At 35.9% G+C, this 22,329-nt stretch carries 24 protein-coding genes; 13 read left to right on the forward strand and 11 right to left on the reverse strand.

The annotated features are described in order from the left end of the window. Positions 1-18 precede the first annotated feature (18 nt). A complete protein-coding gene (locus tag FNJ88_RS10380; protein WP_143853048.1) occupies positions 19-1,071 on the forward strand; it encodes a diphosphomevalonate/mevalonate 3,5-bisphosphate decarboxylase family protein in 1,053 nt (350 codons plus the stop codon). Positions 1,072-1,520: 449 nt separating this feature from the next. On the opposite strand, the gene FNJ88_RS10385 is transcribed toward FNJ88_RS10380, so the two are convergent. From FNJ88_RS10385 to FNJ88_RS10425, 9 genes are all read right to left on the reverse strand, one after another. Next, positions 1,521-1,715 carry a hypothetical protein gene (locus FNJ88_RS10385; protein ID WP_143853049.1) on the reverse strand — a complete coding sequence of 65 codons (195 nt, stop codon included), beginning with the start codon at positions 1,713-1,715 and terminating at the stop codon, positions 1,521-1,523. Positions 1,716-1,725: 10 nt separating this feature from the next. Further along, positions 1,726-2,322, reverse strand: coding sequence for a MarC family protein (locus FNJ88_RS10390; RefSeq protein ID WP_143853050.1), 597 nt, complete (start codon positions 2,320-2,322; stop codon positions 1,726-1,728). A gap of 43 nt (positions 2,323-2,365) precedes the next feature. Next, entirely contained in the window at positions 2,366-4,099 is a 1,734-nt protein-coding gene (locus tag FNJ88_RS10395) for a BatD family protein (protein WP_143853051.1), read from the reverse strand. Continuing rightward, positions 4,099-4,833 carry a tetratricopeptide repeat protein gene (locus FNJ88_RS10400; RefSeq protein WP_143853052.1) on the reverse strand — a complete coding sequence of 245 codons (735 nt, stop codon included), beginning with the start codon at positions 4,831-4,833 and terminating at the stop codon, positions 4,099-4,101. Before FNJ88_RS10400 ends, FNJ88_RS10395 begins: the two co-directional genes overlap by 1 nt. 88 nt (positions 4,834-4,921) lie before the next feature. Further along, entirely contained in the window at positions 4,922-5,929 is a 1,008-nt protein-coding gene (locus tag FNJ88_RS10405) for a vWA domain-containing protein (protein WP_143853053.1), read from the reverse strand. Between the two features lie 185 nt (positions 5,930-6,114). Next, entirely contained in the window at positions 6,115-7,122 is a 1,008-nt protein-coding gene (locus tag FNJ88_RS10410; RefSeq protein ID WP_410494964.1) for a VWA domain-containing protein, read from the reverse strand. A 7-nt stretch (positions 7,123-7,129) separates the two neighbouring features. Beyond that, complete coding sequence (locus FNJ88_RS10415; RefSeq protein ID WP_143853055.1) at positions 7,130-8,026, reverse strand: BatD family protein; 897 nt, start codon at positions 8,024-8,026, stop codon at positions 7,130-7,132. A 1-nt stretch (position 8,027) separates the two neighbouring features. Then, on the reverse strand, positions 8,028-8,891 hold the full coding sequence (locus FNJ88_RS10420) for a DUF58 domain-containing protein (protein ID WP_143853056.1): 864 nt from the start codon (positions 8,889-8,891) through the stop codon (positions 8,028-8,030). 81 nt (positions 8,892-8,972) lie between these two features. Continuing rightward, positions 8,973-9,977 carry an AAA family ATPase gene (locus FNJ88_RS10425; protein WP_143853057.1) on the reverse strand — a complete coding sequence of 335 codons (1,005 nt, stop codon included), beginning with the start codon at positions 9,975-9,977 and terminating at the stop codon, positions 8,973-8,975. A gap of 275 nt (positions 9,978-10,252) precedes the next feature. Here FNJ88_RS10425 and FNJ88_RS10430 point away from each other — a divergent pair, with 275 nt between their 5' ends. From FNJ88_RS10430 to FNJ88_RS10450, 5 genes are all read left to right on the forward strand, one after another. Beyond that, the gene (locus tag FNJ88_RS10430) at positions 10,253-10,723 is read left to right on the forward strand and encodes a DinB family protein (protein ID WP_143853058.1); all 471 of its coding nucleotides are present in this window, start codon (positions 10,253-10,255) and stop codon (positions 10,721-10,723) included. A 62-nt stretch (positions 10,724-10,785) separates the two neighbouring features. Continuing rightward, entirely contained in the window at positions 10,786-11,526 is a 741-nt protein-coding gene (gene rlmB / locus FNJ88_RS10435; protein ID WP_143853059.1) for a 23S rRNA (guanosine(2251)-2'-O)-methyltransferase RlmB, read from the forward strand. Positions 11,527-11,614: 88 nt separating this feature from the next. Then, positions 11,615-12,064, forward strand: coding sequence for a hypothetical protein (locus FNJ88_RS10440; RefSeq protein ID WP_143853060.1), 450 nt, complete (start codon positions 11,615-11,617; stop codon positions 12,062-12,064). Positions 12,065-12,095: 31 nt separating this feature from the next. Continuing rightward, positions 12,096-12,611 (forward strand): nitroreductase, encoded by a 516-nt coding sequence (locus tag FNJ88_RS10445; RefSeq protein ID WP_143853061.1) that lies wholly within the window; start codon positions 12,096-12,098, stop codon positions 12,609-12,611. 59 nt (positions 12,612-12,670) lie between these two features. After that, positions 12,671-12,967, forward strand: a complete 297-nt coding sequence (locus FNJ88_RS10450; protein ID WP_143853062.1) for a TM2 domain-containing protein — start codon at positions 12,671-12,673, stop codon at positions 12,965-12,967. A 53-nt stretch (positions 12,968-13,020) separates the two neighbouring features. On the opposite strand, the gene hemB is transcribed toward FNJ88_RS10450, so the two are convergent. Continuing rightward, on the reverse strand, positions 13,021-14,013 hold the full coding sequence (gene hemB, locus FNJ88_RS10455) for a porphobilinogen synthase (protein WP_143853063.1): 993 nt from the start codon (positions 14,011-14,013) through the stop codon (positions 13,021-13,023). 118 nt (positions 14,014-14,131) lie between these two features. Here hemB and FNJ88_RS10460 point away from each other — a divergent pair, with 118 nt between their 5' ends. The 7 genes from FNJ88_RS10460 to FNJ88_RS10490 all read left to right on the forward strand — a co-directional run bounded on the left by FNJ88_RS10460 (position 14,132) and on the right by FNJ88_RS10490 (position 21,923). Then, the gene (locus FNJ88_RS10460; RefSeq protein WP_143853064.1) at positions 14,132-14,488 is read left to right on the forward strand and encodes a T9SS type A sorting domain-containing protein; all 357 of its coding nucleotides are present in this window, start codon (positions 14,132-14,134) and stop codon (positions 14,486-14,488) included. Positions 14,489-14,582: 94 nt separating this feature from the next. Beyond that, on the forward strand, positions 14,583-15,845 hold the full coding sequence (locus FNJ88_RS10465; RefSeq protein ID WP_143853065.1) for an NAD(P)/FAD-dependent oxidoreductase: 1,263 nt from the start codon (positions 14,583-14,585) through the stop codon (positions 15,843-15,845). Further along, the gene (gene trmD / locus FNJ88_RS10470) at positions 15,842-16,516 is read left to right on the forward strand and encodes a tRNA (guanosine(37)-N1)-methyltransferase TrmD (RefSeq protein ID WP_143853066.1); all 675 of its coding nucleotides are present in this window, start codon (positions 15,842-15,844) and stop codon (positions 16,514-16,516) included. The genes FNJ88_RS10465 and trmD overlap by 4 nt, the downstream gene beginning before the upstream one ends. A 66-nt stretch (positions 16,517-16,582) precedes the next feature. Beyond that, entirely contained in the window at positions 16,583-17,536 is a 954-nt protein-coding gene (locus FNJ88_RS10475; RefSeq protein ID WP_143853067.1) for an endonuclease/exonuclease/phosphatase family protein, read from the forward strand. Between the two features lie 38 nt (positions 17,537-17,574). Next, positions 17,575-18,045 (forward strand): Lrp/AsnC ligand binding domain-containing protein, encoded by a 471-nt coding sequence (locus FNJ88_RS10480; protein ID WP_143853068.1) that lies wholly within the window; start codon positions 17,575-17,577, stop codon positions 18,043-18,045. 170 nt (positions 18,046-18,215) lie between these two features. Beyond that, positions 18,216-19,214 carry a deoxyribose-phosphate aldolase gene (gene deoC / locus FNJ88_RS10485; RefSeq protein ID WP_143853069.1) on the forward strand — a complete coding sequence of 333 codons (999 nt, stop codon included), beginning with the start codon at positions 18,216-18,218 and terminating at the stop codon, positions 19,212-19,214. 315 nt (positions 19,215-19,529) lie between these two features. Further along, complete coding sequence (locus FNJ88_RS10490; RefSeq protein WP_143853070.1) at positions 19,530-21,923, forward strand: aldehyde dehydrogenase family protein; 2,394 nt, start codon at positions 19,530-19,532, stop codon at positions 21,921-21,923. Positions 21,924-21,988: 65 nt separating this feature from the next. Here FNJ88_RS10490 and FNJ88_RS10495 read toward each other — a convergent pair whose 3' ends face one another. Beyond that, positions 21,989-22,285 (reverse strand): hypothetical protein, encoded by a 297-nt coding sequence (locus tag FNJ88_RS10495; RefSeq protein WP_143853071.1) that lies wholly within the window; start codon positions 22,283-22,285, stop codon positions 21,989-21,991. Positions 22,286-22,329 lie beyond the last annotated feature (44 nt).

The following is a 22,329-nucleotide window of genomic DNA, read 5'->3' on the forward strand; positions in this document are numbered from 1 at the left end:
GTTAAATAAGAAATTAAAATGAACGAATTTTCTGGCAGCACCAACTTCGAAATTTCTGATCAAAAAGTGACAGATAGTTGTCCTTCCAATATCGCATTAATAAAATATTGGGGAAAGTACGAAAATCAAATTCCTGCAAATCCCAGTATTAGTTATACTTTAAACCTATGTAAAACGAATACTGAAATGGCGTTTTTTGCTGGAGAGGAATTTTCAGTAATGACTTTTTTAGGTGGAAACGAAGAATTGAAATTCGCCGAGAAAATAGAAAAATACTTTAAAAATATTCGGGAATATTTACCTTGGATTTTACAAGGAAGATACCTCATTACAACTGAAAATACTTTTCCCCACAGTTCAGGTATCGCAAGTTCTGCATCGGGTTTTGGTGCCATTGCAAAGTGTTTAATGCAGTTAGATCAAACTTTTAGTGGAAGTTCTAATGAAGAAGAAGCTTTGAAAAAAGCAAGCTTCCTTGCGCGATTAGGAAGTGGAAGTGCCTGTCGTAGTTTGTATGACGGTTTGGTGGTTTGGGGTGAAACAAAAGAAGTTTTGGCAAGTTCTGATTTGTTTGCTATTCGATATCCAAATGATGAAATTCATCCAATATTTAAAAATTTTAACGATTGGGTTCTGCTTATCCACGAAGGTGAAAAGTCAGTGAGCTCAACTGTCGGACATGGTTTGATGAACACCAACCCTTATGCGCAAAGGCGATTTCAGGAAGCACATGAAAATTTCTTAACGCTGAAAACAATCTTGAAAGATGGAGATATGGACGCGTTTATAAAATTGGTGGAACATGAAGCCTTAACACTGCACGCCATGATGATGATGAGCGACCCTGCATTCATCTTGATGAAAACTGGAACTTTGGCAGTCATTGATAAAATATGGGACTTTAGAAAAGAAACGGATTTGCCTTTATTCTTCACCTTGGATGCTGGCGCGAATGTGCACCTTTTGTTTCCTGCCAATAAAGATGAAGAGCAAATTAAAGAATTTATTATCAAGGAACTGATACAGCATACCCAAAATAATGGGGTTGTGAAAGATGTGATGAGGTTTTAATGGAAATTTGGAAATCGTGGATTCTGCGACGACAAAAAAAGAGATTTTTGAAGTTTGCCATTTTAGGTAATATATCGGAAACGAAAGGAAAAGTTTTCGCAGGTTTAAAGCCTATCTGTGACTTTTAATCCTTGATCTGATCTTAATAAAGATATTAATTTTTTAAATAAATCATTCCGATAATCCCTTAAATTTTGGAATTTAGATTTTTGTTCCAGGAATTTCAATGTATGGTTATGCGGTTAAACTTACATTGCGTTTATTATTTCCTTAAATAATTTTAATGGATATCCGCAAATAAAGTAATTCCAAGCTAGTTGTTAAGAATATTCCGGCAAATTTCTTGCAGTTGAATCTCTACTGTGCGAGTTTTCTCAGAAAATAGCTAACCCAAAAAATAAGATCTGCCTGTACTTTAGAAAAACAAATCTCTAAAGTGGAAAACTGAACTATTTTTTAAGAGATAAAGTACGCATAGTATGCAAGACGTAAACAACGATGATTCCTAAGATCGCTGCCGAAATAGATAAAATGAATTTAGAATTTTCTTCATGCCAAAATCCTAGGTTCCATTCCATCATATACAGATTGAATCCGATGAAAATTACAAATAGCGCTAAAAATACTTTATAAAAGAGTTGCATTTTGTCTTAATTAAAATTTAACATACGTTGAGAACAACTGAGCAAAATTTGCTGTAAATAACTTAATTGAAATCGCAAGTAGAATAATCCCGAAAACTTTCTGTAAAACCTGTAAAGTTCCATCTCCTAATTTATTCTCAAGCCAGTTCGCTGATTTCAGCACCAAATATACGAAAATAGTATTGAGAATAATACCTGCAATGATATTGATATCATGATATTCCGCACGTAAAGAAAGGGTAGTGGTTAGTGTTCCTGCACCTGCAATTAGTGGAAATGCAATCGGAACTATCGAGGCCGATTTTGATTCTGCATTTTTCTGGATTTCTATTCCTAAAATCATCTCAATCGCAATCACAAAAATAACAAATGCTCCTGCAATTGCAAAGGAATTGACATCAACCCCAATTAATTTCAAGATGTTATTACCAATAAAAAGAAATGCGATCATCAGAGCTCCAGCAACAATCGTCGCTCTCTCAGCTTCGATTTTACCAAACTTTTTCTTTAGTCCAACAATAATCGGTACAGATCCAACAATATCGATGACGGCGAATAGAATCATCGTTGCGGTAAGGGTTTCTTTGATAGAGAAAAATTCGAACATTTCTTAGAATTATTAATTTCGCAAAAATATGAAAAATAATTGGTTATTTATGAATCTTCGAATATAAGGTAACAATAGATTCATACAAGTTGTCTATTTGCCGGTCAAAGTGCAATGGTGCAAATTTTTCAATCTGTACTTTTTCAGAAAGTAATCTGTATTCTTCTGCGATTCCTTTTCCTTTTAACTGTTCTAGTTTCAATAAAAAATCGGAATCCGATGTTGCAGCGAATTTTTCCTTTGTTTCATTCTTTAGCTCTTCATAAGAACTAAAGAATGTTATAAAATTATTATTATCCTTTAATATTTTTAAGTATTCTATACTTTCTTCAAAGTGATTGGAAAGATTTTTCCTAAGAATTTCTTCGGTTTCCGCAATTGAGGAAGATGGTTTTGAAATTAATTTCGGTTGCATCTTCTTTTTCTGTTTTTTCTGTGTTATTATGAAAAATAGTGAAAGCAGCGCCGCAAGAAGGGAGATATTTCCGATAATAATTGACCAGTTCACCGTATTGCCATTTTTAACGATTAGGTTTTGGGTTTTTAAAACCGGGGTGTTTACTGTTTCTAAAACGGTATTTGTATAATCATTTACTTTTTCCAGAGTAGTTTTTGCATCAGCGATTTGGGCTGGAGTTTGAACGTTGATCACTAATTCTTCTGCTCCTAAGTCGATATAGTTATTTGCTTGCGGATCGAAATAGGAAAAATCTTCAAACTTAAGTTTTATTCGACCTGCTTTTTTGGGAATCACTACATATTGGGCACTTACGAATCCTAACAGTTGATCGTTTTTTGTGGAAGTTGAAGTGGAGATCTTTGGTTCATAAAATAGATAATCATCAGATTTTATGATTTTTGGCAGATGTAAACTGCCTAAGTTTCCATTACCGGAAATTTTTAAAATGATATTTAATGGTTTGTCAATTTCAGAAATTTCGTTTGTATTTAAAAGTTTTAGATCCGATGTGAAATTGCCAACCGCATTTTTATAATTCATTGGCATTCCTTCGGGTAGATTTTTTACATTTATTTTCGCCCGGTTAGAGGTAATTTTATTGTGTTTACTCGAATGAGAAAGTGAGGCCGAAATCGGATTAATTTGGACAGTTCCAGCTTCTGTCGGAAAGACCATAAAAACTCCTATAACTTGAGAGGAAACACCAGCCTTTGTTTCAATTTCAGACTTTGCGAAACTGACCTGTTTGATATTGGCATTTTTTTGATGAGATAATTGAATTTTGCCTACTTTTCTAAAATTATCATAATTTTTACTGTATGCTTTTAAAACAGCAATAGTAGGTTGGTCTTTATAGACTACCTTATTTTTTACTTCTAAGTTCAAATATAAATCGTTCTTATCAGTATGATCGGCAACCGATGTTTTTTCATTCTCCCGGATATTAATATCAAAAGGTTCGGTCTTGTATGTTTTACCATTAACTTTAACCAGAACGGATCCGATTTTCACTGTGCCTGCTTGTTTTGGTGAGAGTACATATTGGTAAACAAGTTGGTTGATGGTACTCCCTTTGTTACCATCTAAAATGATCGTATTACGATCAGATGCACTTCCTATAATATCAAACTTAGAGAGATCTGGCATCATCAGTGGAGTCTGTTGCTCCATATTCTCGCCGCTGATCTCAAGTAGAATTGTTAGATTGAATGGTCCTTTAACTTTTTGATCTGCTACTTTAGAAATTGCAAGAGTAACCTGACCGTATGCTAATACAGTTGAAAATAAGGTCAATATGTAAGAAAACAAATATTTCATTACCAATCCTTTTCGTTACTTTCTGGAGTTGAGTAGGAATTTTTATTTAAGATACGTTTTGCTGTTTCTCTCTCTTTGTTACCGACTCTGTTCAAGATGGCATTTTCTACTTCTTTCGGCATGCTGTTGGCGTTGCTGTTTTCATTGGGATCTTTGCCTTCATCGTCGCCTTTATTTTGCTGTCCTTTACCCCCGGAAGTTTTCGCTTGATCTCCTTTATCCTCTCCCTGATTTGGATCTTTACTTTTGTCGTCTCCGTTGCCGCCAGATTTACCCTGTTGCTTCTTTTGTTCTTTTTTTTCCTTTTCCTTCAGCATCGCGATCTCGTAATTTTTGCGAATGCTTTCATTGTATGGGTCTTGTTTCAGTGCTTGTTTGTACAATTCTGCTGCTTTTTTAGAATCTTCTTCTTGCATGTAGGAGTTGCCAAGATTATATAATGCAGCACTCTTGTCAGGAAAAGTTTTAGAAAGTTGCTCCGCTTTTTCATACTCTGCTTTCGCTTCCTCATACATCTTTCGCTTATACAAAGAATTGCCTAAGTTGTAATGAGCCATAAAATCTTTGTCATTCTGTTTTATAGCTTCCATGTATTTGGAAGAAGAGGATTCGTAATTTTTTGCATTAAATTGCTGATTGCCTTTGTGCACGAGCGTTTTATAATTTTCCTGCGCAGAAAAGAAAGTACAGCCAACCATCATTAAAAAAATAGAAAAAATTAGATTTTTATTCATCAGTGCAAAATTATCCCTTTATATGTTAAGGACCATGGTTGGAACTGTTAAAATTGGGTTAAAAAACTTGATATCAGTAGGTTTAGAATTACAAATTGAAATCTTTTTTCGGATTAAAAAGAAAAATAATCATAAAAAACAGAATCGATAATGCCAAAAAATATTGATAATAGTGAATTGCATTATTTGATTGTACAGAACTTTCAGACGAAGAGGTGCTTTTTCGCAATCCATCAATAATCTGGGTAGTAGCATTGTCAAGATTATTGCCATCAACATAAGTTCCATCGGTTTGACTTGCAATATTTTTTAAAGCGAGATCCTGTCTTTTTGAAATGACGGTTTCTCCTGCAAGATCTGTTTTATATCCCATTAATTGTCCGAACACATATTCGGGGATTGGAGCACCTTCTTCTGAGCCTATCCCCACGGTAATGATAGAAATTCCCTCTTTTGAAGCCAATTTTATCGCTGCTTTTTCATTTCCTTCATTATCTTCACCATCGCTTAGCATGATTACTGTACGGGCTCCTTTGGGAATGTTTTTAAATTTCTCAGTAACTGTCTGTAAAGCCTTCAGAAAATCAGTTCCCTGTGTTTTGACAATATTCGTTTCTACTCCGCCTAGATACGTCTCTGCAGCAGTAAAATCTGTAGTTAATGGCATAATGGATGATGCTTCACCTGCGAATACCACAATTCCAACCTTGTCATTTTTCATTTTACCCATGGTGTTAATGATGATGTTCTTGGCTTCATCTAAACGGTTAGGTGCGATATCTTGTGCATTCATAGAGTTAGAAACATCCAACAAGAAGATAACGTTGTTCATTTTCTGTTTCGTCTTTATCTCTTCGGAACCGCTTAAAACATCAACAATTGATAAAATTAAAAATAAGGTACCCAGTAGATAAAGCAGAGGCAGTATTTTTGAGAATTTGGATTTCTTCTCAAATAATTCCTCTTGAAACCTTACTTCTGCAAAGATCCTCTTTCTACCATTTTTCCATTTGAGATAGTAAACCATAATGATCCCTAGCAGCGGCAAAAGCAACAGCAGAAATAAATACCAGTTATTTCCTAAAGTCCAGTTCATTTTTTATATCGTAGTCAATTTTTAATCTTTTTTATCTTTCATTAAACAAAACCCTTGAACTTCTAGCCCCGATTGCAGTGAAAATCCTCTATTTGAGTTTTGCGAAAATAGAGATTGCAGCGAAAAGCGGGATCGTTTTTCAATAAAGCTAAAATCATGTTGCTTCTAATTACAGTTATCCTCTTCTAACTTAAAAATTTATAAAACACCCAACGCAATAAAGCATCAAAAATCAAAACGCCTAAAGCAATCCAAAGAAAAATCCTAAAATATTCCTGGTAATTGTATAGCTTACTGGTTTTTAATTCGGATTTTTCAAGTTGATTAATTTCTTCATATACGTTCTCCAAACTTTCGTTAGAAGTTGCTCGAAAATATTTTCCATTTGTCGTCTGTGCGATTTCACGAAGGACAGGTTCGTCAATTTGTACTTCCGTCTCCGTGAAAACCAAATCACCAAAAATATCAGTCGCAGTCGGCATCAGGGCGTAACCATTAGTTCCAATTCCGATCGTATAAACTTTGATGCCATTACTTCGGGCTAATTCTGCGCCAACTTGGGTTGGCATTGCATTTTCAATCGTATTTACTCCATCCGTCATTAAAATAATGATTTTGGATTTTGCTTTGCTGTTTCTTAAATGGGTTACGGCTACAGACAAACCTTCGCCAATGGCAGTTCCAGGCAAGAGTTCAAGAGGATTCAATTGATCTAACTCTTCCAGAACGACTGCGTGATCAGAAGTGACGGGAACTTTTGTAAATGCTTCCCCCGAATAAGTTACTAATCCAATACGGTCGCCAGGTCTTTGATTAACAAATTTTTTCGCAATTTTTTTCAGAGCCGTTAGGCGGTCAGGTTCCAGATCTTTTGCAAGCATACTCAGCGAGACATCTACGGAAAGCATGATATCGATACCTTTGCTGTCATCTTGATTTTGAGAGATTGTAAAGGTTCTCGGTCGGGAAATGGCAATAATTAAGGCAGAAAGGATAACGTATTTAGAGATTTTCAGTAAAAAAAGAACAAAGAGAATGGTTTTGTTCTCGTCCATACTTTGAGTGGAAGGGACCTTGATTCCTGAGCGTTTTTTCTTGCGCAGATCTAAAATGATCAACGGAATGAAAATCAAAAACAGCAACAAAAACCACGGACTGTAAAACTCAAAGTTTAAAAAATCTAATGCCATCATCTTATTTTTAAACACCAGTCCTTAATTGTTCGTCTTCCAAATCTCTGGAAGATCGTTTCACAAATGTTTTCATTTGATCAAAATCAGTTTGCATATTTTGCTGGTCTGGAAAAACCTTTGCAAATTTCACCAGATCTCCTCTCAAGAAGATGTCTTCTATGATTCTTTCGTTTTCTGGTGAAATGGTATTGTTTAACTTAATTACATCAATCAAATCGTCTGTAAGCAGCACATTCGCTGGGATTTTATATTGTTTCGTGATGAAGTTTCTGGTAATGTCCAGCAATTCTACATAGAATAGGCGGTAGTTTCCGTCTTCTATATATTTTTTCTTTTTCAACAGGTCCAATTCTTTTAAAGTTTGATTGGTCATAACGATAGGCGACGATTTTCTTCTCTTTCCGTAGCGAATAAGTTGATAGATAAGAAATACGATCGCAATTAAAATTAAGGTTCCCAAAATATACCACTTGTAAAGCTGCCAGTAATCCTGCACATCGAGTTTGACCTCTTTGTTTTTCATGATGTCATTGATCTCATCGCCTTTTTGTGCGGTGTTAATTACTTCTACATCATATGGAATTGTTTTAAATACTTTTCCATTAATCTTAAAATCTAAAGAAGGAATAGTGAATTTACCTTCCTCAAATACTGCAAATTCAATAACACGGTCGTAAGTATCAACCTGTTTAGAAATACTGTCTTTTATTTCTTCAAAATGAAAGGGAAGTAATTCATTTTTAGGTGCAGACTGAACATCTTTACCTTGCAATTCTGCGATATGAATTCTAAATATTCCCGGTTCCCCTAAAGCTAAAGTTTGCTTATCTAATTTTGAACCAAGCGTTTGCGAAAACACGAGAACCTGTAGGAATAAAAATATAAGGAGTGCTGTTTTTTTCAATTTATCTTTTTCTAAAATATTGATACAAAAATTTTGCGTAGTCTTCTCCCGTATTAATATTGAGAAAACCTGCAGATGAGCTTTCAAAATCTTCTGTGAGCTTTTTTACTTTTTGTTTTTGCTCTTCTGCGAAGCTGTACCTCCATCGAGCGCTTGAAGTATTTGCCCAAATTTGCTTGCCTGTTTCGGCGTCTGTGAACAGAGCATATCCAACGTCAGGAATCTCATTATCTTTCTGGTCAAAAACTCTTAATCCTAATAATTGATGTTTTCTGGAAGCTACTCTTAGCATTTTCAAATCGTATTTATCTTCAAAATCAGAAAACATAAAGACGAGCGATTTTTTTTTGAATACCGTCATCATATATTCTAATGCTTTCTCAATTTTGGTTTCGGCCTGTACATAATCAGCTGTTAAGATCGTGCTGATAATGGCTAATATATGTTTTCTGCCTTTTTGTGGTGGAATGACTTTGTACACTTTATCGGCGAATAAAATAAGGCCCACTTTATCATTATTTCCCGCCGCAGAGAATCCAACACTTGCTGCAATTTCTGCTACGAATTCTCTTTTTAACTGGGTTTGTGTTCCATAATCCATAGATGCGGAAATATCAACCAGCAACATCATGGTGAGTTCCCGCTCTTCTTCCATCACCTTCACAAATGGTTCCCGGAATCGCGCTGTTTTGTTCCAGTCAATTCTTCGGATCTCATCACCAAATTGATAGGGGCGGACTTCTGAGAACGTCATACCCTGACCTTTGAATGCGCTGTGATATTGTCCCATCAATGTTTCTTCGGACTTTTTCTTAGTCCGAATCTCAATCTGTTTTACTTTTTTGACAATGTCTTTAATCTGCACCGTGGGAATCTTATCGTTAAATTTAGTAGTTAAACTAAATCTCTTTAATTAAAATATGGAATTTCTGATTTCTTCTTAAAATTAAGGAGCTTCAATTTTAGTAAGAATTTTTTCAATAATATCATCAGTACTAATTTCTTCTGCTTCTGCTTCAAAACTTAATCCTATGCGGTGACGCAATACATCTTTCGCAATATCTTTTACATCTTCGGGAATTACAAATGCCCGGTTTTTCAAAAATGCTAAAGCTCTGGCTGCGATTGATAAGTTAATTGAAGCTCTTGGTGAAGCTCCAAAACTGATATAATTTTTTAATTCTGAAAGGCCATACTTCTCTGGAAAACGGGTGGCGAAAACCATATCAAGAATATATTTTTCGATTTTCTCATCCAGATAGATTTGATTAACCAATTTCTTTGCCTCTGTAACATGCTCTAACGTAATCACGGGTCTAATCTCAGGTTGGTGCTCTGTAGCCACCATTTTCATGATTTTTCGCTCATCTTCAAAATCGGGATAGGTGATCGTACACTTCAGCATAAACCGATCGCTCTGCGCTTCCGGCAATAAATAGGTTCCTTCTTGATCAATCGGATTCTGAGTTGCCAATACTAAAAATGGTTTTGGCAAAGGCATCGTCTCATCCCCAATCGTAACTTGCTTTTCCTGCATCGCTTCTAATAGAGCCGATTGTACTTTGGAAGGCGCTCTGTTAATCTCATCCGCTAAAACGAAATTTGCGAAAATGGGTCCTTTTTTGATAGAGAAATCATTGTCTTTGATGCTGTAGATCATGGTACCAACAACATCAGCTGGTAATAGATCGGGGGTGAATTGGATTCTTGAAAATTCTCCATCAACCGCATCTGCCAATGTTTTAATTGCCAGTGTTTTTGCTAGTCCAGGTACTCCTTCCAGTAATACATGACCATTGCCCAGAAGACCGACTAGTAAACGGTCTACCATATATTCCTGTCCAATGATTGCTTTGTTGATTTCCTGTTTTAGAAGGGTGAAAAAATAGTTTTGTTCTCTTACTCTCTCTGTTAGTTGTCTAATATCTTCAGCTTGATGAATTTCTGACATAATTTGTTTAGCATTTAAAGTGTAAATTTCTAATAAATACGCTCACCAATCAACACAATGGATGCCAATACTACGTTAAAGTTTGTTAAAAATTATGAGTAACCGAGACCATTGGTTGAAAAGTGTACCTTTTACCCTCGAAATTTCAGTGCCTCTTATTTAATTTTACTTATATTTAATTGTGATATATCTTATATTAATACAAGGATGTAGTGTGCTAAATTCTTGTCGTTTACAGTTAATTAACCTAATTTTGACCTTTAAATAAATGAAAAATGAATTATCATTTTCAGGCACATCGTGCGGTAAGGCAAAATTTGCTTGAAGTCTTACAGAATACTTCGAAGCGGGATCTGCTATTAATACCAGATGGTTTTAACAATAACATCTATTGGAATATTGCCCATACAGTAGCAACACAGCAGCTTCTTCATTATTATTTAAGCGGTAATCCATTTCGTATTGATAAGTATTGGATCGAAACTTATAAGAAGGGGACGCTTCCTGTTTTAGATGTTCCTCAATCTGAAATGGAAGATCTAGCCTTTTTGCTTACTGAAACTTCGAAAATTTTGATGAAAGATTTTGATGCAGACTTTTTTACCGATTACACTTCTTATACCACGAGTTTTGGGTTGGATCTTAAAAACATTCAAGATGCTATCATCTTCAACAACATGCATGAAACGCAGCATTTAGGATATGCGATGGCACAAAAAAGAGCAATTTTAGGAGAGCAGTTTTAATAGAATTTAATCCATTTTTAAGTTTGGGAGCTGATAATTAAACTTAAATATTAAATAAATATATGAAAGACGATTTTATATTTGGGCTTCGGCCCGTGATCGAAGCACTTGAAGCTGGAAAAACAGTTGATAAAGTATTTTTACAAAATGCCTTACAGGGACCGCTATATGCCGAGCTAAAAGCACTTTTGGCAGAGCATAAAATTCGGGCAAATTATGTTCCGATTGAAAAACTAAACCGATTTACTCGCAAAAACCACCAAGGTGTGGTTGCTTTTATTTCAGATGTCCCTTTTCATTCCATTGAAAATATTTTACCGGAGCTCTTCGAAGCCGGAAAAGTACCTTTTCTACTTATTTTGGATCGGTTAACAGATGTTAGAAATTTCGGTGCTATTTGTAGAACTGCGGAATGTGTCGGAATTGATGCGATTATTATCCCGGAAAAAGGAGGTGCACCCCTGAATTCTGATGCAATAAAAACTTCTGCCGGTGCAATTTATAATTTGAAGATTTGCAAAGAAAAGAATTTAGGACATGTAGTAGATTTTTTACAGCAGTCTGGTGTTCAGGTATTTTCAGCGACAGAAAAAGCTCAAAAATTATTATACGATGTTGATTTTACACAACCTTGTGCAATCGTTATGGGGAATGAAGAAACTGGAATTTCTAAAGAAGTACTGCATCACTCCGATGAGAAAATTAAATTACCCATTGAAGGTAAAACGCAATCACTGAATGTTTCTGTGGCTTGTGGAGCAATTTTATATGAAGCTACAAGACAAAAGCTGAAAGCGCTATAGTTTCGCTGTCAATTCTAAGTTTGGCAGTTGATTTGTGACCACTTTTATTTAATAATATTTTTTATCTTTAAATATAAATAGAAGTGGAATGCAGAAGAGTACTCTAGTAAAAAGTGATGTTAGAAATCACGTTAAAGGAATTATTTCCCAGAAAATAGAAAAGCTTGGCCGGTTTATGGAGTTTACTTTGGATGCTAGTCGTGAAGTGAAGAAAACACCAAAGTATGATTCTATTCGCGAAGAGATGCAGTCAGAAATTTATCACATGCAAAAACAGATGGCTGCGCTTAAGAATTTACAGAATAACTTGGCGAAAGTTCTCAACAATAATTCGGAGAGGATTCAGCTCGGTTCGATTGTCTTCACCAATAAAGCAAGGTTTTACATCTCCGTATCTTTAGGTGAGTTTATTTTTGAAGGAGACCGATTTTATGCCATTTCTGAAGAGAGTCCAATGGCAAAGATTATGTTTGGGAAAAAACAAGGGGATGAATTTGTGTTGAATAATATAAGTCAGGTTATTGAGCATATCTGGTAATTATTCCTATCAGTTATCATTTAAAAATTTTATGGAAAAAACAAGCGTTTTAAAAGAAATTATAGAAGGGAGAAAAAGTATTTTTCCGAAGTCATATTCTGCAGAAGAAATCGATGGGGAAGTTTTGAATGAAATTATAAATTCAGGAAACTACGCTCCAAATCATAAGCGAACAAAACCTTGGCGCTTTAGAACTTTCAGAAATGAAGAAAAGAACCAGTTAGGGGTAAAATTAGCAGAGATCTATAAGCAGACTTGCTTACCACAAGCATATCTTGAAAAAAAATATCTGGATATTTCCGACAAGATTTCAAAAACAGATACCATCATTACCATTTGCGTTAATTTTAGCGGTCTCTTACCAGAGTGGGAAGAAATTGCGGCTACCTCTATGGCGGTCCAAAATATGTATCTTACAGCTACTGCCTACGAAATTGGCTGCTATTGGAGTACTCCCGGAATGATTCAGCACGTAGGTGATTATCTTAGTTTAGAAGATAATCAGAAATGTATTGGGTTTTTCTATTTAGGGAAAGTAGCGCGTTAATGTAACAAGAGCTTCTTTTTAAAGACTTATATATAAACATATAACGAAAACTTTAAAAAATGGAAACTTACGGTTACAACAGTCCAAATTCATCTTCTAATCAAAATTTTAGTAACGGGAATTATCGGTCAGAGAAAAAATTAGCTGCGGGACTTTTGGGTCTTTTATTGGCGCCTTTTGCAGCAAATAAATTTTACTTGGGATATATTAGTGAAGGTTTTATTCAGATAGCGCTAAATATCGGTACCTGCGGCATTGCTACAATTATTCCTTTTATCGAAGGTATTATTTATATAACGATGAGTGATGAACAATTTGATCGCACCTATGTTCAACAAAAGAAAGGTTGGTTTTAATAATAAAAGAGCTTCTGTTTTCAGAAGCTCTTATTGTATTAAAGGAAAATAGATTATTGATTAAGCAAAATAGCTGCTTCTTTTGCAGCATAAGTAAAAATCATATCTGCTCCTGCACGTTTAATGCATGTCAGGCTTTCCATGATCGCTTTGTCATTATCCAACCAGCCGTTTTGTGCTGCTGCTTTCAGCATAGCATATTCTCCGCTTACGTTATAAACAGCAATTGGCAAGTCGATTGCTTGACGTATTTTAGCTACGATATCTAGATACGGCATTCCTGGTTTGATCATGATTATATCTGCTCCTTCTGCAATATCTTTTAGAACTTCATCCATCGCTTCGCGGGAATTATGAAAATCCATTTGATACGTCTTTTTGTCTTTAGGGTTTTCTGTATTCTCTTTGGGCGCAGAATCAAGCGCATTTCTAAAAGGTCCATAAAAAGAACTGGCATATTTTGCGGCATAACTTAAAATACCAACATCAATAAATCCACTTTCTTCTAAACCAGCTCTTATGGCAGCAACCCTTCCATCCATCATATCGCTGGGTGCAACAATATCCGCTCCTGCTTGTGCTAATGAGATAGACATTTTTGTTAATGCATCGTTTGTTGCATCATTGTCAACTTTTCCTTTAGTAATAATTCCGTCATGGCCATAGATGGAATACGGGTCCAGCGCGACATCGGGCATAATCACCATTTCCGGGACTGCATCTTTTATCGCTTTAATGGTATTCTGCATCAGTCCGTTGGGATTCCAGGATTCTTTCCCTGTATTATCTTTCAAATCTTCAGAAACTTTCATGTACAGATTGACTGCTTTTATCCCCAAAGAAAATAATTCCTGACATTCTTTTACCGTTAAATCGATACTGCGTCTGAAAATTCCAGGCATGGAGGAAATTGCTTCCTGCTTACCAACTCCTTCCATCACAAAAATAGGCATTACCAAATCATTGGTAGTTAATACAGTTTCCTGAACCAAAGCTCTTATTGATGCATTGGTTCTTAATCGTCTGTTTCTAGAATATATAATCATATTGGAATAATATTTGTTTTATCGACTGCAAATTTAATTATAGTTTTTTTAAAGAGCTATGATATTTAAATTCATTTGATTACTTTTGTTTGATAAATCTTAAATAAAATCATTATAGGTGAAAAAACTATTATTTCTTGTGCTCTTTATCAGCAGTTTAACTGTTTTATCCGAAAATTTTTATGCGCAGTCTGTAGACAGGTTACCCGCTATAAATACTAATAAAGCGGATGACGGAGTAGTGGTTGCGTATCCAAATCCTGCACGTGACTTTATTATGGTAAAATCTAAAGATGCCACGGTACTTATTAAGTCGGTCACTTTTTATTCAATTCTAGGAATGCAGGTTGCGGAATATCAGATTAACAAGAATTCTGACGAAATACGATTAGATAGATTAAGACCAGGTAAATATCTCATGCGATATACGCTTAGTGACAATACGCAGAAGGTCACCCAGATCGTAAAACAATAAATATAAATCCTTGAAATTTTTCGAGGATTTTTTTTGGCTCTTATATTGTTGATGTTTAGAAACATTTGATTTTAATTTCCCTAATTTTGCAGCAATGGAAACACGTGAAAAAATAGTAATTATCGGAGGCGGTTTTGCAGGACTTCAGTTAGCAAAATCACTGAATAATGAAAGGAAAAAAGTGATGGTCATAGATAAAGTAAACCATCACATGTTTCAACCTCTTTTTTATCAGGTTGCCTGCGGACGGATTGAGCCCAGTAATATTTCTTTTCCTTTTAGAAAAATATTCCAAAGGTCAAGAAATGTACAATTTCGAATGACTGAAGTGGAACAGATTATTCCTGAGTATAATAAAATTGTAACCAGTGAAGGAGAATTTACTTATGATAAATTAGTAATTGCAACGGGCTGTAAGACCAATTTTTTCGGAAATGCAAAAATGGAAAGCTTGACTTATGGTATGAAAAATACACAGGAAGCTATTGCGATCAGAAATAATGTGTTGCTAACTTTTGAAAAATTAATTATCGAAAAAAAGCGAAGTGATGATGGCAACTGGAATATCATTATTGTGGGAAGTGGTCCCACTGGTGTTGAGTTGGCTGGAGCCTTTGCCGAAATGAAAAAAGATATTTTGCCTAGAGATTATCCACATATGAATTTTCAGGATCTCAAAATTATCTTGATTAGTTCTACAGAAACTCCTTTGGGGATGATGAGTGAAGAAGCTCAGGAGAAATCCGCTCAATATTTGAAGGAATTGGGAGTGGATTTTATGAGGGGAGAAATGGTGACAGATTATGATGGTGACAAAGTATTCATGAAGAGTGGAAAGGCAATCTCTTCCAATAACGTTATTTGGGCAGCTGGAGTAACCGGAAATATAGTTGATGGATTAAATCCAGAAGTTGTTTTAAGAAATCGATTCCGTACAGATCGTTATAATAGAATTGAAGGATATCCTAATATTTTTGCAATCGGAGATATTGCATATATGGAAACGCCGAAATATCCAACAGGTCACCCTCAGGTTGCGAACGTTGCAATCAATCAAGGTAAGAATTTAGGGAAAAATTTCTTAAAAAAATCTGTCAAAGATTGGGTGGAGTATGAATATGTCGATCAGGGAAGTATGGCGACAATAGGTAAGCACAGAGCGGTAGTAGATTTACCAAAGCTGAAATTTCAAGGTCTGCTGGCGTGGTATTTTTGGATGTTCCTTCACTTGATGCTTATTCTGAGCGTTCGTAATAAACTCGCTATTTTCTTCAACTGGATGTGGAGTTATATCAATAAAGACTCTTCGTTACGACTAATTATTATTCCTAACAAAAAGAACAATACTGAACAATGAGAATAGATGTTATTAGTGTATTACCTGAGTTAATGGAGAGTCCTTTTCAAGCATCAATTCTAAAGAGAGCGGTTGAAAAAGGATTGGCGGAAGTTCATTTTCATCAACTGAGAAATTGGAGTATTGGTAAGCATCGTCAGATCGATGATGAGCCTTATGGCGGCGGTGCTGGTATGGTGATGATGATTGAGCCAATCGATAAATGTATCTCGGAATTAAAAGCGCAACGGGAATATGATGAGATTATTTATTTAACTCCCGATGGCGAGACTTTAACTCAAAAAATCGCAAACACACTTTCTCTTAAGAAAAATCTTATTTTCCTATGTGGGCATTATAAGGGAATTGATCAGCGGGTTCGCGAACTTCATATCACTAAAGAAATTTCCATAGGTGATTATGTGTTGACAGGAGGTGAATTAGCAGCCTGTGTGTTGGCAGACTCAATTATTCGTTTATTGCCAGGAGTACTCAACGATGAGCAATCTGCCCTTACAGATAGTTTCCAGGATAACTTGTTGGCACCGCCGATTTACACAAGACCTTCTGATTATAAAGGACTTAAAGTGCCAGATGTTCTATTATCAGGCAATTTGAAAAATATTGAAGATTGGCAGTACGATGAGGCCGTTCGTATTACTTTAGAAAAAAGACCAGATATTTTAAATTAATTGTAAGCATAATTAATTATTTTTGCTAAGTTTACAATCTTAATTAAAATAAAGGTTGCTTTTCATATGCCAAATAAGGATAATACAGAAATAATTGCGTTCTATAATGTAGAGAATCTTTTTAATCCCGATCCTACACCAGTACATAAACTTGATCCCACCATCTCCGGCTTAAAAAATTGGGACGAAAGGAAATACAATAACAAGCTTCTAAAAATAGCTCACGTTTTCAGATTAATCTTGGAAACGGAAGGAGAACTGCCCATGCTGATCGGATTGTCTGAAGTACAGGGTCAGAAACCTTTGGAAGAGTTAATCCAGTTAGAGCCTTTTGATGGTAATTATGGAATTGTTCACTATGAGTCAATGGATGAACGAGGAGTAGATGTTGCTTTTTTATACGATAAAGCAAAGGTCGAAATTATTTCATCTGAACCATTTTCATATTTTTTCACTATGGATAATGGAAAATCAGAATATTACGACACTACTCGTGATGTGCTTTTTTGCAAAGTAAAATGTGCGGGTGTACTGATCAATCTATTTGTATTGCATTTGCCAAGCAAAAGAGAGCGGGATGTCAATAAATTCAAACGCGATTATATTTTAGCAGACCTAAATGCCAAAATCTCAGAATTACTTAAAAATGATAAAGATTCAGTAATCGTGATGGGTGATTTTAATGAAAATCCTGATGAAGATAATCTGAATAATTTCCTTTATGATGGCGATTTTAATAAGATATTATTAAATCCTTACATCGATTTATTTAAAAATGGCGTATTTTCTACCTTTCATTACAAAAGTGGCTTGCTTTTTGACCAGATAATATTATCGCCAAAATTTTTTGATGAAGAATATCCACTGAACTTTCAATTCGCAAAAGCTTTTAACCATCAGAAATTAAGAAATTGGGATAAAAAATCCTCAGAAAGACCGTTTAGAACTTATGCAGGAACCAGGTATCTAGGTGGTTATAGTGATCACTTACCTGTGATATCGGTTTTTTCGAGGGACTAATTCTATAAAACGTTAATAACAGAAAAATTTTAAAAAAAATGAAAAATGCAGTGAATGCCGAGTATCATTTAGATGCTATAGATAAGGAAATCATTTATATGCTAATGGATAATGCAAAATCCTCTCTAGCACAGATTTCAAAAAATGTTGGAATATCCACTACAGCGGTACACCAAAGAATAAAGAAATTGGAACAGGCTGGGGTTATAGAAAATTCTATTTCTTTTCTTAATCCTCGAAAGATTGGTTATAAAGTAGTCTCGTATATCGGGGTTTACTTAGAGCAACCTAGTCATTATCACGATGCCATAAAATCGTTAAATGACATCAATGAGGTAGTAGAAGCTCATTATACGACAGGGAATTACACCGTCTTTTTGAAGGTACTTTGTAAAGATAATGATCATTTAATGGAGATTCTGAACAAATTACAGAAATTAAAAGGAGTGACAAGAACAGAAACTTTTATATCCTTAGAACAAAGTATTAACAGACAATTGAAGGTTTGAACAATGAATTTATAAATACTAATTACAAAAATACATTTCGTTAGAAATGTATTTTTTGTTCCAGTTGATGACCACTATTTTCAGTACAAATCATTTTCATTTGTATATAATTAGCTAATTTTACATATCATAAGAAATTCAAAAATATTTTCTAATTAACTCCTGAATTTATGCAAAAGACATTAGAAAAAAAATCGAGCAACCCTATGCATGATCATAGTGAACAAAGAAATAAAGGTCTTCCCTTTAATACCAAATATTTCGATAGGATCAATATTAACCGAAGCGCAGTTGATCGTCGCGTTACAACTTTGGGTGGACGAAGAAGTGTGAAAAAAGAGTTTCAAGCAGCTTGGCTTTTAAAAGCAATTTCTATGATTGACCTGACCACCTTGGCAGGCGACGATACCCGTGGAAATGTTCTGCGCTTGTGCGAAAAAGCGAAGAATCCCGTTCGACAGGATATTTTAAAGGCTTTACAAATGCAGAATGCCAACCTTACCACGGGTGCGGTTTGCGTATACCATAATTTAATTCCTTACGCAAAGGAAGCGCTGAAAGGAAGTACGATACCGATTGCAGCAGTATCAACAGGTTTTCCAGCGGGTCAAATTTCGCTTGAAGAAAAAATTACAGAAATCAAAAAATCAGTTGCCGCCGGTGCAACCGAAATCGATATTGTTATTTCTCGAGCATTGGTTTTAGAATCAAAATGGAAAGAACTTTACGACGAAATCAAATTGTGTCGCGAAGCTTGTGGCGATGCACACATGAAAACCATTTTGGCAACGGGTGAAATTCCAACATATACTAAAGTAGCAAAAGCATCTTGGGTAGCCATGATGGCCGGTTCGGATTTTATCAAAACATCTACCGGAAAAGAATCCGTGAATGCAACTCTAGCCGTGAGTTTGGTGATGATTCGTTGTATTCGTGATTATTATGAATTAACGGGTGTCAAAATAGGTTACAAGCCAGCGGGCGGAATCCAAAAAGCAAAACAGGCTCTCGATTATTTAATTCTGATCAAGGAAGAATTAGGAAACGAATGGTTAACTCCCAACCTTTTCAGATTCGGTGCAAGTTCCCTTTTGGGTGATATTGAGCGACAATTAGAGCATTACGTCACTGGCCGATATAGTGCAGGATTCAGACATCCAATGGCATAGTTTGTAATACGGAACGAAGCAAACGGGTACTGAGCGAAGTTGAAGTAGGGCGCACATTTCCGCCCTCCGTTCCCGCTTTTTTCATCCGCTGCCACGGATGAAAAAGAGCTCCACTCAGGTCGGGGCGCAGTGGGAACCCAATATAAAGAAAGGTTATAATAATAAATACTTAGATTTTTAAAAGCGTAAAATCACATTGTTTTTTTTGCTCTTTTGAGAAATTTAAAAAAAATAAAAACTTTTGTGACTTTTGTGGTTAATATCACATCAATATATTAACACATCACCAAATTATCACATGATCAAATCTACATAATGGAAATCAAAGAAATATACAACACTATGGTTTACGGTCCAGCTCCAGAAAGCGCAGCTGCTGCTGTGGAATTTTTAGAAAATCATAACCGAAGTTTTGACTTGTTCATTGGCGGTGAATGGGTAAAACCGCACTCCAAGAAATACATGGATTCCAACAATCCATCCAATAAAGAATTTTTAGCAAAAGTAGCCGAAGGTGATGAAAACGATGTTGATAAAGCTGTGATGGCAGCCAATAGCGCCCTCGCAAACTGGGTAAACATTGGAGGTTTCGAACGTGCAAAATATTTGTACGCTATCGCAAGACAGATTCAAAAGCACTCCAGATTATTTGCAGTTCTTGAAACATTAGACAACGGAAAATCAATTCGCGAAACCCGCGATATCGATATTCCAATTGTTGCAAGACATTTCTACCATCATGCAGGTTGGGCAAAACTCATGGATACCGAATTCAGAGATTATCAGGAAGTAGGTGTTATCGGACAAATCATTCCGTGGAATTTTCCTTTAATGATGCTTTCCTGGAAAGTAGCTCCGGCTTTAGCCATGGGAAATACGATCGTTTTGAAACCGGCAGAATACACCTCTTTAACTGCCTTGCTTTTCGCTGAGATCTGTGAAAAAATCGGCTTGCCAAAAGGTGTTGTAAACGTAGTTACCGGTCTTGGAACAGTTGCTGGGAATGCTTTAGTAAATCACAAAGATATTCAGAAAGTTGCCTTCACTGGTTCTACCAAAGTGGGCAAAATCTTAAGAACAAATATTGCCGGAACAGGTAAGAAAATATCTCTGGAATTAGGAGGTAAATCACCGTTCATCGTTTTCGAAGATGCAGATCTGGATTCTGCAGTAGAAGGAATTGTAGATGCGATCTGGTTCAATCAAGGACAGGTTTGTTGTGCAGGTTCCAGACTGTTAATTCAGGAATCAGTCTCTGAAGTATTTTACAAAAAACTTCGTGCAAGAATGGAAACGCTTCGTATCGGCGATCCAATGGATAAAGCAGTCGATATGGGTTCCATCATTGATCCGATCCAGTTAAAAAGCATTAAAGAGATGGTGAAAATCGGAATTGATGAAGGTTGCACGATTTATCAACCAAAAAATGGCGTTCCAGAAAATGGATGGTTTTATCCACCGACATTATTTACAGATGTTCCGACCAGCGCCGTCATCGCGCAAGAGGAGATCTTCGGACCGGTTTTGGTCGCTATGACCTTCCGTTCGCATTCGGAGGCTGTTGCTTTGGCGAATAATACAAGATACGGTTTGGCTTCAAGTGTCTGGACAGAAAATATCAATTTAGCTTTAGATATTGCTCCAAAAATTAAAGCAGGAAGCGTTTGGATCAACTGTACGAATCAGTTTGACGCCGCTGCAGGTTTTGGTGGTTACCGAGAATCCGGTTTCGGAAGGGAAGGTGGAAAAGAAGGTTTGTATGAATATATGAAACCTAAAGTGGAGGCTGAATTTACTTCAAAACCAATTGTACCAAAAGCTGAAAAACCCAAAGACGCTAAAAAAGTTGAAAATACTTTGGCAGAAATCGACCGTACAACAAAAATGTACATCGGTGGTAAACAGGCTCGCCCAGATGGTGGGTACAGTACTGAAATAAAAAATGCCTTCGGTGAATACATTGGTGAGGTTTCAGAAGGTAACAGAAAAGACATCAGAAATGCCGTTGAAGCAGCACACGCAGAAAAATCCTGGGGTGGAATGACGGGGCATTCCAGAGCACAGGTTTTATACTATATCGCAGAAAACTTAGCGATCCGTTCAGAAGAATTCGCGGAGAGAATTGTTGAAATGACCAACCAATCTTTAGAATCTGCTCAGGACGAGGTTGGGAAATCGATCGAAAGAATTTATACATATGCAGCTTACGCCGATAAATATGATGGTGCTGCACATTCTACCGTTCAGAGAATGGTGACTTTTGCCATGCCGGAAGCAATTGGCGTGATGGCCATTATTTGTCCAGATGAAAATCCGTTGTTAGGATTTATTTCTACGGTAATTCCCGCCATTGCGATGGGAAATAGAGTGGTCGTAATTCCGTCTGAAAAACACCCTTTTTCAGCAACCGATTTCTATCAGATCTTAGAAACTTCGGATGTTCCTGCAGGGACGGTAAATATTGTAACCGGACCAAAAGAAGAATTAGCCGGTGAACTTGCTAAACATTATAATATTGAAGGGATCTGGTATTTCGGAACAGCTGAAGGAAGTAAAAATATCGAATTACAATCTACAGATTCTATGAAACGTTCCTGGGTGAATTTCGGAAAATACAGAAACTGGCTAAATCCAGCCCATGGAGAAGGTCAGGAGTTTCTAAGACATGCTACAGAGATTAAAAATATTTGGATTCCTTACGGCGCTTAGGATTTTTAAAGTACATAAAAAACCATGCATTATGCATGGTTTTTTTATGGGGAATTGTTTGAAAATTATTTTGTTTCTTTTTTTACATAATCTTTGGTGTCTTCATAACCTTCTTTAACTGCTTTCCCACCTTTTTTAGCAGTTTTATCTGTCCATTTTGCACCTTTTTTGATTCCTTTCTTTGTCGCTTTTGCTCCTTTTTTCACCGTTTTCCCGGTCCATTCTGCGCCTTTTTTTACGGTTGTTCCTACTGCTTTTGCATCTTGTTTAACCTCTTGTTTTAAAGTAGGTTTTGCATCTTGTGCAGAAACCATTACTGCAAATAAAACTATTGCTGCTAATGATAATAACTTCGTTTTCATCCTGATCAATTTTATTGTTAATTCGGTTAGTAATTTCACATATT

Origin of the sequence: Chryseobacterium sp. SNU WT5 (genome assembly GCF_007362475.1) — a bacterium.
Lineage (GTDB): Bacteria > Bacteroidota > Bacteroidia > Flavobacteriales > Weeksellaceae > Kaistella.